The 13587-nt window shown below is 23.9% G+C and carries 11 protein-coding genes; 4 read left to right on the forward strand and 7 right to left on the reverse strand.

What is annotated here, in order from left to right; translation table 11 throughout:
* Positions 1–5: 5 nt before the first annotated feature.
* Positions 6–944 carry a rhodanese-related sulfurtransferase gene (locus QZ401_RS01615; protein WP_295164339.1) on the forward strand — a complete coding sequence of 313 codons (939 nt, stop codon included), beginning with the start codon at positions 6–8 and terminating at the stop codon, positions 942–944.
* Here QZ401_RS01615 and QZ401_RS01620 read toward each other — a convergent pair.
* From QZ401_RS01620 to pyrD, 3 genes are all read right to left on the reverse strand, one after another.
* Positions 939–2717, reverse strand: a complete 1779-nt coding sequence (locus QZ401_RS01620) for an ATP-binding cassette domain-containing protein (protein WP_295164341.1) — start codon at positions 2715–2717, stop codon at positions 939–941. The two genes, QZ401_RS01615 and QZ401_RS01620, sit on opposite strands and share 6 nt — an antisense overlap.
* Before the next feature lie 23 nt (positions 2718–2740).
* On the reverse strand, positions 2741–4834 hold the full coding sequence (gene rlmKL, locus QZ401_RS01625; RefSeq protein WP_295164344.1) for a bifunctional 23S rRNA (guanine(2069)-N(7))-methyltransferase RlmK/23S rRNA (guanine(2445)-N(2))-methyltransferase RlmL: 2094 nt from the start codon (positions 4832–4834) through the stop codon (positions 2741–2743).
* Between the two features lie 134 nt (positions 4835–4968).
* Positions 4969–5979: a quinone-dependent dihydroorotate dehydrogenase gene (gene pyrD, locus QZ401_RS01630; protein ID WP_295164346.1), complete on the reverse strand. Its 1011-nt coding sequence runs from the start codon at positions 5977–5979 to the stop codon at positions 4969–4971.
* 227 nt (positions 5980–6206) lie between these two features.
* On the opposite strand from pyrD, the gene pncB reads away from it, so the two are divergent.
* From pncB to QZ401_RS01645, 3 genes are all read left to right on the forward strand, one after another.
* Positions 6207–7403, forward strand: a complete 1197-nt coding sequence (gene pncB, locus QZ401_RS01635; RefSeq protein ID WP_295164349.1) for a nicotinate phosphoribosyltransferase — start codon at positions 6207–6209, stop codon at positions 7401–7403.
* Between the two features lie 73 nt (positions 7404–7476).
* Positions 7477–8877, forward strand: coding sequence for an asparagine--tRNA ligase (gene asnS, locus QZ401_RS01640; protein WP_295164351.1), 1401 nt, complete (start codon positions 7477–7479; stop codon positions 8875–8877).
* Between the two features lie 136 nt (positions 8878–9013).
* Positions 9014–10123: a porin gene (locus tag QZ401_RS01645; protein ID WP_295164353.1), complete on the forward strand. Its 1110-nt coding sequence runs from the start codon at positions 9014–9016 to the stop codon at positions 10121–10123.
* A 186-nt stretch (positions 10124–10309) separates the two neighbouring features.
* Here QZ401_RS01645 and QZ401_RS01650 read toward each other — a convergent pair whose 3' ends face one another.
* The 4 genes from QZ401_RS01650 to QZ401_RS01665 form a co-directional block, all read right to left on the reverse strand.
* Positions 10310–10837 (reverse strand): hypothetical protein, encoded by a 528-nt coding sequence (locus QZ401_RS01650; RefSeq protein ID WP_295164355.1) that lies wholly within the window; start codon positions 10835–10837, stop codon positions 10310–10312.
* A 38-nt stretch (positions 10838–10875) separates the two neighbouring features.
* Positions 10876–11223, reverse strand: a complete 348-nt coding sequence (locus QZ401_RS01655) for a histidine triad nucleotide-binding protein (protein ID WP_295164358.1) — start codon at positions 11221–11223, stop codon at positions 10876–10878.
* Positions 11224–11302: 79 nt separating this feature from the next.
* Positions 11303–12736 (reverse strand): PTS glucose transporter subunit IIBC, encoded by a 1434-nt coding sequence (gene ptsG / locus QZ401_RS01660; RefSeq protein WP_295164361.1) that lies wholly within the window; start codon positions 12734–12736, stop codon positions 11303–11305.
* Positions 12737–12793: 57 nt separating this feature from the next.
* Positions 12794–13573: a YchF/TatD family DNA exonuclease gene (locus tag QZ401_RS01665; RefSeq protein WP_295164363.1), complete on the reverse strand. Its 780-nt coding sequence runs from the start codon at positions 13571–13573 to the stop codon at positions 12794–12796.
* Positions 13574–13587 lie beyond the last annotated feature (14 nt).

The raw sequence follows: 13587 nt of genomic DNA on the forward strand, positions 1-13587 counted from the left end.
TTATTATGTCAAATTTATATAATCGTATTTCCAAAAAAGAATTGAAAAAAAAGATGTTGATTAATCAAGAATCTCGTTTTGTGGTCTCTTTTTATAAATATTTTTTGATAAAAAATACAAAAGAATATAGAGATCAAATTTATAAAAATTTTTATAAATATAATGTTTTAGGAAGAGTCTATGTATCTGATGAAGGGATTAATGCACAAATTAGCATTCCTGTAAAATGGTATTTTTTTGTAAAAAATTTTTTATATAGTCTTGATCCAGAACTAAATAATTTATTTATTAATAAATCATTAAATAATGACGAAAAAGCATTTTGGGTCCTTTCTGTTAAAATTAAGAAAAATATTGTTAATGATGGTATTAAAAATCCATTATTTAATCCTAAAAACGTAGGTATCTATATAACAGCAAAACAAGTTAATATGATGTTAAGTGATCCAAAAACAATATTTATTGATATGAGAAATTCCTATGAATATCAAATTGGACATTTTCCTAATGCTATAGAAATTAAAAGTTTAACTTTTCGAGAGCAGTTACAGAAAGTTATTAAAGTTATGGATTATGCTAAAAATAAAAAAATTGTAATGTATTGTACAGGTGGTATTCGTTGTGAAAAAGCCAGCGCTTGGATGCATTTTAATGGTTTTAAATATGTATATCATTTGAAGGGTGGAATTCTTGGTTATGTATACGATGCTAAAAAAAACGGATTACCAATTCTTTTTCAAGGAAGTAATTTTGTTTTTGATAATCGTATGAGTGAAAGAATTTCAGATAAGATTATATCTTTTTGTAAACAATGTCATAAACCTTCAGATAGATATGTCAATTGTAGTTTTGATTTATGCCATCTTCTTTTTATTCAGTGTGAAAAATGTATGATTGATTTTAAAAATTGTTGTTCTAAAAACTGTATGAAACATTTTTTATAATTTTTTTTCTAAATTTTCCCAAAATATTAATGTTTTTTCTAATTTTTTTTCTTCTATACTAAATTCTTTTAAAATTGGTAATTGATTGATAATATTTTGTTTAAAAAAGTTTGGTTCATTCATTTTATTTTGTAATTTTTTAATGTTATTTTCTATTTTTTCTATTTTATTTAATACTTCTTTTAGTTCTTTTTTTACTTGATTATGTTTTATTTTTAAAAAATTAGCATTAGATTCAGTTTGATTTGATATATATTTTTTTTGTATTTTTTTATTTTTTTCTTTTATTAAATTATCATATGAATTAAAATGTGTATTTATTAATCCGTCTCCTTTAAATATCCAGTATTTATTTACTGTGTTTTTAATAAAATTTCTATCATGACTTACTATTAAAACAGTTCCTAAATATTTGATAATAATTTTTTCTAATAATTCAAGTGTGTCTAAATCTAAGTCGTTTGTAGGTTCATCAAAAATTAGAACATTGCTTGGTTTTAAAAATAATTTTGCTAAAAGTAATCTATTACATTCACCTCCAGATAAAGTTTTTACTAAACAGTGTATTTGATTTGGTTTAAACAGAAATTTTTTTAGATATCCTATCAAATGTTGTTCTGTTCCATTTAATACAATCTTTTCTCTTCCATTATTAATATTTTCTAAGATAGATTTATTAGAATCTAAAATTGATCGATCCTGATCAAAATATGCTATTTTTAATTCCTTTCCAAAATGAATTGAACCTGTTTGAATTTTTTTCTCTCCCATAAGTATTTTAATCATAGTACTTTTTCCAGATCCATTATTTCCTATTAATCCTATTTTGTCACCATATTGTATTATTGAAGAAAAATTTTGAATAATACTTTTTTTTTCAATAAAGAAATTTATATTTTTTAATTTAAAAATTATTTTACCTGGATAGCTTTTAACTTCATTAATTTTAATGTTATTAAATGTTTCTATTTTTTTATAATTTTCATGCTCTTTTCGTAATATTTTTAAATTTTTTACTCTTCCTTCATTACGTGTAGTGCGAGCTTTGATTCCTTTTCTAATCCAGATTTCTTCTTTTTTCAAATTTTGATCAAATAATTTTTTGTTTATTTTTTCAATCCGATTATGTTCTTTTTTCAATTTTATAAATTCTTTATAATTTCCTGGAAAAGAAGTTAATCTTCCTCTATCAAGATCAACAATTCTTGTACATACATTTTGAATGAAAGATCTATCATGTGATATGAATAATACTGTTCCTGAAAATTTTTTTAAAAACCCTTCTAACCATGTAATGGTATTAATATCTAAGTGATTTGTTGGTTCGTCAAGTAACAAGACATCTGGTTTTCCTAATAATACTGAACTCAATACAACTCTTCTTAAAAATCCTCCAGATAGTTCTGCAAGCAAAGAATTTTTGTCAATCTCAAAAGTTTGAATCATTTTTTTTATTTCTATAATTTCATTAACATTTATTTCTTTTTTGTTCTCTTTTTTAAATTTATTTTTAATAAAATCATATATAGAAATATTTAAATTTTTTGGATTATCTTGTTTTAAATAAGATATTTTTATATTCTTTTGATAAATAATAGAACCATGATCTAAATCTTGACTTTTATTAATTACTTTTAATAAAGTTGATTTTCCAGCACCATTTTTACCAATTAAACTAATACGTTCATTTTTTTTGATATAAAGTACAGCGTTTTTTAATATTTCTAAATCACTGAATGATAAAGAGGCATCTTGGATACTAATTAGAGGCATATATTTCTCGTTTTTTGAGTTTATTAAATATGTTTTATTAACCAAGAATGATAGTTCTTTTTTAAAAAATCTTTCGTTTGTGCTAAATGAGTAATTTTTCTTGCATATAGATTTATTTTTTTAATATCGTCGAAATTAATTTCAAAATTATGTGTTGAGCTTGAAAAAATAATATCACCATTTTTACGTAAGATTCTTTTTAGATTTATCATCAATTTAATATAATCTCTTTTTAATTCAAAAGTTTTTTTCATTTTCTTAGAATTTGAAAAAGTAGGTGGATTTATGAAAATTAAATCAAATTTTTTATTAGTTAAAACAATCCATTTTAAACAATCTTCTTGAATAAAAATATTTTTACTATTTATTAAATTGTTAATAGACATATTACGCATGGACCATCGAATATATGTGTTCGATATATCTATAGTTGTAGTACTTTTAGCTTTCCCTAATCCTGCATAAACAGTAGCAGCACCAGTATATGAAAATAAATTTAAAAAATCTTTTCCTATAGACATTTTACCTAATAATTTTCTTACAAGTCGATGTTCTGAAAATAAACCAGTATCTAAATAATCAATCAAATTTACTATTAATTTTACGTGATATTCTTTAATTATAAAAAAACTATTTCTATTAAATAATTTTTGGTATTGTGCTTTGTTTTTTTGTTTTTTTCTAAATTTTATTACTATATTATTTGTAGGAATAGATAATATTTCTTTGCTATGGTAAATGGCACTACATAATCTTATGTGTGCTTCTTTGTAATTTATTGATTTTGGTGCTTGGTATTCTTGAATGACTAACCATTTTTTATAAATATCTACTATTATTTTATAATTTGGAAGATCTGAATCATATACACGAAAACATTCTATTTCTTTTAAATCTTTCCATTTTTTTAATTGTTTAAAATTTTTTCGCAGTCTATTTTGATATTCTTCACTTTTATCATTAAGTTCATTTGGAAATATTTCACAGTTTTTTAAAAGGCAATCTAACAGACCATTTTTAAAAAATAATTCTTCATACGATTCTATTTGTAAAAACGTTAATAAAAACCTAGAAGAACTGAATACTGATAATTTCCAATTTTTAAAATGTTTTTTTAATACAATTCCTAGTTCAATATATAAAGCAATCAAATTATTTTCAGTTTTATATCTTTCTCTATAAGAGAGATTACTTATTAATATTCCAATTTCTTTGCTTTGATAAGGATTTTTAAGAGAATTTAAATCACATTGAACAAAATTAACAATATTTTCTAAATTTGCATTTATTGCGTTTTTTTTAGCTTTTTTTATAACATTAGGATTAAAATCATATCCTATAAAATAATTTTTAACACATGTTTTTATACCTATTTCAAATCTTTCTTTTGCTTTTTTTAAAATTTTATTCCAAATATTTTCGTTGTGTCTTTTCCAAGATTGAAATCCCCATTTTTTTCTTGTAAGTCCAGGAGCTCTATCAGAGGATATCATTGCTGCTTCAATTAAGAGTGTTCCTGATCCGCACATAGGATCTATTAAAGGAGTATTTTTTTTCCATCCTGAACTTAATATAATTGCTGAACTTAAATTCTCTTTAATCGGAGCAATATCAAAAAATTTACGATATCCTCTTTTATTTAAAGATTCTCCACTTAAATCTAACATAATATGCACTGAATTATGAAATAAATATGCCGTAATACGAACATCTGGAGTAAGAAGATTTACATTAGGACGAGCAGAATATTTTTGGTAAAATTTATCAACAATCGCATTTTTAATTTTTAATGAACCAAATAAACTATTTTGAATAATATTATTTGTTCCCTTAAATTTAACTAAAAAAGTTTTCTCTAAAAATAATATTTTAGTCCAATTAATATTATAAGTATTTTTATATAAATCATCGCTATTCTTTATAACAAATTTGCTTATGCATAAAAAAATTCTTGAAGAAATTCTGCTCCACATTAAAGTATTATATAATATTGAATCCTCTCCTTCATAATAAATACCACCTTTTATAATTTTTAAATTTTCACCTCCTAGCGATAGGAGTTCTTTTTCTAAAAGTTTTTCACATCCAAAATTTGTACTAGCAAATAAACAATTCATTTTTTTACTTTCATTTTTTTAAAAAAATGTTTCAAGTTTTTTAAAAAATTGATATCTAAAAAGATATTTTAATAAAAAACATTAATAAACATTTTTAAGAAATAAATTTTTAATTTATGTAAAATATTTTTACTTTATAGATTTCTAATTATTTTTCTAATAAAATTCGGACCATGATATATTAATCCAGAATATACTTGTATTAAATTAGCTCCACACACAATTTTTTCTCTAGCAGAATTTATAGAATTAATACCTCCAACTCCGATAATAGGAATTTTTCTTTTTAGATTTTTATATAATATAGATATCACATTATTGCTTTTTTTTTGCAAAGGTAAACCACTTAATCCTCCTTCTTGTCTACTATTTTTAATTTTAGGTATTGATGAACGATCTAATGTTGTATTAGTTGCAATTACTCCATCTATTTCATAGTTAATTAACTGATTAGAAATATAAATTAGTTCTTTTTTTGATAGATCTGGAGAAATTTTAATTACTATAGGTACATATTTAGAATATTTAGAATGCATTTCTCTTTGTTTTTTTTTTATATCTCGCAATAAATTTTCAAACAATATACCATATTGTAGTTGTCTTAAATTAATAGTATTTGGAGAAGAAATATTAATAGCAATATAACTGGCATAAAAATACACTTTTTCTATACAAATTAAATAATCTTTTATTGCATTTTCAATTGTCGTTTCTTTATTTTTTCCTATGTTTACACCAATTATTCCATTAAATTTAGACTTTTTTATGTTAGAAACTAAATAATCTATTCCTAAATTGTTAAACCCCATTCTATTAATAATGCCTTCTATTGAAGATATTCTAAAGATTCTAGGTTTTGGATTTCCATATTGGGGTAAGGGAGTAACTGTTCCTACTTCGATAAAACCAAATCCTATTTTAGATAAAGAATCTATATAATCTCCATTTTTATCCATTCCTGCGGCTAGACCAATTTTGTTATTAAAGGTTAATCCCATACATTTTATTTTTTTTAGTGGAATTGGTTTAATAAAAAGATTTCTTAGAATTTGAACCTTTTTAGAATCAAAATATTTTAATGTTAGTATATGTGCTTTCTCAGGATCAATTAAAAATAAAAGTTTACGAATTAAATAGTAAAACATTATAATTCCTTCTAAGAACAGTTAAGAATTTATTAAAAATTTTTATATATATTTTTTTAATAAAAAAACACTATTTTTTTAAAATTGATAACCTTTTTATTTATGTTATATTTTTATATATATTGGGATAATTGTTATAATTTTTTTAATATTTTATATATTTTAAATATAAAATTATATCATAATTATCATACTATAAAAAAGAATACCATGAAAAAATATATATTATGAAACGATATAATTACCCAATAGTAAAAACATTACTTGATACTGATGCGTATAAACTTCATATGCAACAAGCTGTTTTTTATCATTATAAAAATGTAAATGTAGTTGCAGAATTCATTTGTAGAGGCCCTAATATTTTAGGTTGTTATTCTCACATTTTATTAGATCAAATCAATATGATGTCTTCTTTATCTCTTAGTCATGAAGAATATCTATATATGACTACTTTCCCATTTTTTAAAAGAGAATATTTATATTGGTTAAAAAAATTTCGTTATAATATTACACAAGTTAAAGTAAGTAATTATCATGGTCAATTACATATTCGTATAAGTGGCTTATGGAAAGAAGTGATTTTATGGGAAGTTCCTATTTTATCATTAATTAGTGAAATTTTTCATAAACATTGCTATCCAGAAATTACTTCAAATATTGCAGTACAGCATTTAGATAAAAAATTAACAGAATTTTTTCAAAAAAATAAGCATTTAGATTTATCTCGTTTAAAAATAGTGGATTTTGGAACAAGAAGGCGATTTTCTTATGATGTACAGTATTCAATTGTAAAACGATTAAAAGATAAATTCCCTTTTTTAATTGGTTCAAGTAATTACCATATATCACGTATTTTAAAATTACTACCAGTAGGAACTCAAGCTCACGAATGGTTTCAAGCACATCAACAAATTAGTTCTAGTCTAAGAAATAGTCAAATATTGGCATTGAAAACATGGTTGTGTCAATATGATCAACATTTAAGTATTGCTCTTACAGATTGTATTACAATGGATTCATTTTTACGTGATTTTAATTTATTTTTTTCAAAATCTTATCAGGGTATCAGACATGATTCAGGGGATCCAGTAAAATGGGGTGAAAAAGCTCTTAAACATTATGAACGTTTAGGAATTGATCCTACTACTAAAACATTGTTGTTTTCAGATAATTTAAATTTTAGCAAGATTATATCTCTTTATAAAAAGTTTAATAATAGAATAAATGTTATATTTGGTATTGGAACACAACTAACTTGTGACATTCCAAACGTTAAGCCATTAAACATAGTAATTAAACTTGTTAAATGTAATGGTAAACCAGTTGCTAAATTATCTGATAGCCCTGGTAAAACCTTTTGTTTAGATAGAGAGTTTATTAAATCTTTATGTAAAGCTTTTGATTTATCGTTAACATTTTGATTTAAAACCGGTTATAGTGACTCACTATCTTTTTCGATAGACTATTTAAAAAAAAAGATACAAGGAAAAAATTATGAGTACAATATCAATATCAGAAATTTATAAAGATGATATTATAGTAAATACTTCTATTACTGTATCTGGATGGGTTCGAAGTCGTAGAAGTTCGAAATCTGGTGTATCTTTTATTACAATTTACGATGGTTCATGTTTTGATTGTATACAAGTTGTTGCCAATAATACTTTGTCCAATTATCATAAAGATATATTGCATTTAACTATTGGTTGTTCTATAACGATAACTGGAATTCTTATTTTATCTATAGGGAAAAAACAAAAATATGAAATACAAGCAAAAAAGGTTCAGGTATTAGGATGGATTCAAAATCCAGATACTTATCCAATGTCTGCAAAAAAACATAGTCTAGAACACTTAAGAGAAGTGGCTCATTTACGTTCTAGAACAAATTTAATTGGAGTAATAGTAAGGATAAGAAATCATATATTTCAATCATTACATAAATTTTTATATCAAAAAGGTTATTACTGGATTCCTACACCTATTATTACTGGACTTAATACAGAAGGTGCAGGAGAAATGTTTCGTGTTTCAACAATGGATATGAAAAACATTCCTAAAAAAACAAATGGTTCCGTTGATTTTAAAAAAGATTTTTTCGGAAAAGAATCTTTTTTAACTGTTTCGGGACAGCTTAATTTAGAAACATATGCTTGTTCTTTGTCAAAAGTATATACCTTTGGTCCTACATTTAGAGCTGAAAACTCTAATACCAGTCGTCATTTAGCAGAATTTTGGATGTTAGAAATTGAATCATCATTTTGTAATTTATATGAAATATCATTATTTGCTGAAGATATGTTGAAATATGTTTGTAAATCTATTTTAAAATATTGCATGAATGATATTAAATTTCTTAAAAATTATATTGATAATGATATAATTAATCGTCTGGAAAGTTTTCTATTAGTAGATTTTATACATATAAATTATAAAGATGCTATAGATATTTTATTAAATTCTCAAAATAAATTTGAGAATTCTGTTTCTTTAGGAATTGATCTTAATACTGAACACGAGAGATTTCTTGTAGAAAAACATTTTAAAGCACCTATAGTAATCATTAATTATCCTAAAGAATTAAAAGCATTTTATATGAGATTAAACGACGATAAAAAAACTGTTGCTGCAATGGATTTGCTGGTTCCAGGTATTGGAGAATTAATAGGTGGTTCTCAACGTGAAGAACGTATTGAAGTTTTAGATTTACGTTTATCAGAGTTGGGTTTAAAACAAGAAGATTATTGGTGGTATCGAGATCTTCGTCGTTATGGTACTGTTCATCATTCAGGTTTTGGGATGGGTTTTGAACGATTAATTTCTTATATTACTGGAATATCGAATATAAGAGATGTAATTCCATTTCCTCGTACTGTTAAAAACGCTAATTTTTAAGTATTTTTTTATATATAAAATTATTTATTATTTTAACAATGTTTTATCAATCAAAACTTTATGAGAATATAATCATTATTTAATTTACATCTGTTTTAATTTAAACTATATTTACTAAAAAGGTAGTATAAAAATTATGAAAAATCATAAATCTTTGGCAATTTTAATACCAATGCTATTCGCTGGTAACAGCTCAGTAAATGCTGTAGAAATTTTTAACAAAAATGGTAATAAATTAGAACTATATGGTAGCATTAATCCAAATCACAATTTTTCTAACAAATTCTTATCTACTAAAGTTACTTCTAAAGAAGATAACACAAATGCCATTTTAGGATTATCAGGAAAAATAAATATTACTGATAAACTATCAAGTTACGCTAAAATTGAATATAAGACAGATCTTTTTATGCCAGAAGAACTAATGGATAAACAACAACCTAACACTGTACGTTTAGGATATGCTGGTTTAAAATATGGTAATTTAGGATCGATAGATTATGGTCGTAATTATGGTGTTATTCATGATGCTCAATCATTAACAAATCACATTCCATATATTAATAATAAAAGCGTATTTGCATATAACGATAATTATATGGTAGGTAGAAATAATAGTTTACTTACTTATAGAAACAACAACATTTTTGGTTTAGTAGACGGTGTCAGTTTTGCATTACAATATCAAGATGAAATCAAAAACAGAATTTCAGATCAGCAAAACAGTGCTGGTTGGGGGGCATCATTAAAGTATGAGAGTGATTCTGGACTAACTGCTATTGGTTCTTGTTTTACATCTGAAAGACTAACATCTGATAAAAACAAAAAAGATTTAAAAAATGCATCTGTAGATTCATATGGATTAGGTTTTAAATATGATGCTAATAATGTATATATTGCAGCTTTTTATGGTGCTGCTCGTAATTTAACACCGTATCATATTCCTAGTAATCGTTTTATTAACGAAACGCAAAATATTGAAGCCATTGCAGAATATAGTTTTGAATCTGGATTTCATCCTTCTTTAAGTTATTTAGATTCCAAAGGACAAAATTCAAATACTCCGAATAAAAGTGAACTAGATTTAGCAAAACAAATTAATATTTCTACTCGTTATGAATTTAATAAAAATGTTTCAACATATATGAATTATAAAATTAACTTATTAAAAGAAAATGAATTTAATACAGAAAACAAAATTTCTACAGATAATATTATTGGTGCTGGAGTAATTTATCAATTCTAATTTTATTGAATATAATTTTTTGTATTTTATAGAAATTTTTAGAATTTAATTATTAAAAATAAAAACTTTCTACTGATTTATAAAAAATAAAGGAAATTGATTTTAATATCAGCAAAATTTTATTTTTTATTTTTTAGTAGAAAGTAATTTTTTCCATAAAATAAAAGTAATTTTATTTCTAGTTTATCAATAAAATTTTTGTATTTTACAAAATATAATTTCACCTGTCTTTACAAGTATCAATTGAACTTTTAATAAAAAAGGCTTATTATTACCCATAATACAAGTATCAAGATAGTATGTTGCATTGTTATTACGAGAAATTAGAATTGCTTCGTTTATACTCAATGTATTATTATTTTTAGATAACCCTAATTTTTTTTTAGTTTTATTAATAGACTCTATGTCAATAATATGTATTTTTTTTATGTTTTTAGAAATAGTTTTTTTAAAAATATCAATTAATTTTTTATTTTCTAAAAAAATATTGCTTTTGTTTTTTAGTGTACTAATATATAGCGATATTTTTTTAGAAAAAAATATATTCTTATTTTTTAATATTTCTAAAATAACATTTTCAATAGCATTTTCAAAACTTAAAATAATAAACTGTTCTTTTTCTAAAAAAAAATTAGTTTTCTTTATATTCTTTAGTAAAGAACAACTACTTATAAAAAATAAAAAAAAAGTTAAAAGCAATAAAATTTTATTCAATTTTAAACCTTGTAAATTTTAAAGAAGTTAAATATTTTTTAATATAGCGCTTTTAATTTCTCACCTCCTAGTAAATGCATATGAAGATAGTTTATTTCTTGTCCACCATTTTTATTACAATTAATAATTATTTTATAACCATCTTCACTAATTTTTTTATCTTTAGCTATTTTAACAGCAATATAAAACATGTGTGCAAAAATATTTTTATTTTTTTTATTGATATCATTTGATGTTTTTATAAAAGTATTGGGTATAATTAATATATGTATCGGAGCTTTTGGAAAAATATCTTCAAAAGCAGTTACTATTTCATCTTGATAAACAATTTTTGTTGATGTTTCTTTTTTTATTATTTTTTTAAAAATTAAATGTTTATTTTTCATAGAATATTTTTTTTATAATTTAATTTTATACAAATTTTTGTTAATACTAGGGCGAGTTAAATTTTACTCACCCTTTTTATTATATATTATTTATATGCTCATCTATTGCGGTTTTTATGTTTTCTGATCTAGTTCCAAAAACAGCTTGCACTCCAGATCCTGAAATAACTACACCAGCTGCCCCAAGATTTTTCAAGCTATCTTGATTGACTTTGGATATTTCTAAGACTGTAACACGTAATCTAGTAATACATGCATCTAAATTTTTAATATTATTTTTTCCACCTAATGCTTCAATAATATACGGTGCTATTTCTATATTGTTTTTAAAGAATATCGTTTTTTTGTTTTCTTCACGTCCAGGTGTTTTTAAATTGAATGTAGTTATCAAAAAATAAAATATTATGTAATATAAAAGACCATAGCAAATTCCAATAATTGGAAAAAGAAATATTTGATTACTATGTCCACTTAATACTATAAAATCTATAAATCCGTGAGAAAAACTAGTTCCAGCACGCATATTTAAAAAAATACATAATGGAAAAGATAATCCTGCCAAAATAGCATGGACAACATATAGTATTGGAGCAACTAATATGAAAGAAAATTCAATTGGTTCAGTAATTCCTGTTAAAAAAGCTGTTAAAGCTGCAGAAATCATAATACTACCTATTTTAGCTCTATTTTCTCTTTTAGCTGTATGCCAAATTGCTAAAGCAGCTCCTGGAAGTCCGTACATTTTAAAAATGAATCCACCTGATAAATTTCCAGCTGTTGTATCACCTGCCATATATCTTGCAATATCTCCATGAAAAATTTGTCCTACTGAATTTTTATATTCTCCAATTTGCATTTGAAATGGAACGTTCCATATATGATGCAGACCAAATGGTACTAATGCTCTTTCTACTAAACCGTATAGAGAAAAAGCGATAATAGGGTTTTGATAAGCAGCCCATTCAGAAAAAAGTTGAATTTTATTACCTATACTAGGCCAAATGAAAGATAATATTAATCCTACAAATATTGCAAATAGTCCTGAAATAATAGGAACAAATCTTTTTCCAGCAAAAAAACCCAAATATTCAGGTAGTTGAATTCTATAAAATTTGTTAAACATATATGCTGAAATTGCTCCTGCTATAATTCCTCCTAATATGCCAATATCAGAAAAATTTTTGTTTTTTATTATATCAATATCTGTATTTAATATAGTTGATTCAACTGCAGATAGTGTTTGTATCAATATACTGTAAGCAACAACAGCAGCTAATGCTGCAACACCATCATTATTACTGAATCCAAGAGCTACACCAATTGCAAAAATTAATGGCATATTAGAAAAAACAGAACCTCCTGTTTGCGCCATAATTTGAGAAACAGTTTCTGGTATTAAGCTGAAATGAGCTGATCCTATCCCAAGAAGTATTCCTGCAATAGGCAATACTGAAACAGGTAACATCAGTGATTTACCAACCTTTTGAAGGCTTGCAAATACATTTTTAAACATATTAAAAAACTCCTGACTATATCTAAAAAATCAAATTAATTAAATAATGTATTTTTATTAAAAATTTAAGTTAAATAATGTAAAAAAATTATTTGTAGTAATTTGTGCCAATTCTTCTAAACTGATTTCTTTTATAAGAGCAACTTTTTTTGCTATTTCAAGTAGATATGCCGGTTGATTTCTTTTTCCTCTGTATGGTATAGGTGCTAAATATGGTGAATCTGTTTCTATCAATAATTTTTCTAGTGGAATTTTTTTTAATGTATTACGTAATTCAATTGAATTTTTAAAAGTAACTATTCCAGAAAAGGAAATATAAAATCCGATATCTAACAATCTAAATGCTGATTTTTCGCTTTCAGTAAATGAATGTAAAATTCCGCCACATTTTTCTGCATTTTCTTCCTTTAATATTTTTATTGTATCTTTTATAGAATTTCGACTATGTACTATGATTGGTTTGTTTAGTTTTATTGCAATTCTAATATGTTCTCGGAAAAATTTTTGTTGTAGATTTTTCGTTTCAGATGAGTAATAATAATCTAAACCTGTCTCTCCTAATGCTATAACATGTTTAGAATCAGATAATTTTTTTAATTCATTCAGATTTTTTGTTTCTTTTTGACAATGTAATGGATGAATACCACAAGAATAAAAAATAGAATCATATTTATCTAATAATTTTTTTGTTTTATAAAAATTATCTATAGAAGTTGATACTGTTAAAAATTTTTTTACATGATTTTTATATGATTTTTTTAATATTTTTTCGATGTTTTCATGTAATGAATTATGATTTAGTTGGTCAATATGGCAGTGGGAATCAATTAAAAACAAAATTTTATCTCTTT

Source organism: uncultured Buchnera sp. (genome assembly GCF_913776765.1).
Lineage (GTDB): Bacteria > Pseudomonadota > Gammaproteobacteria > Enterobacterales > Enterobacteriaceae > Buchnera > Buchnera aphidicola_AO.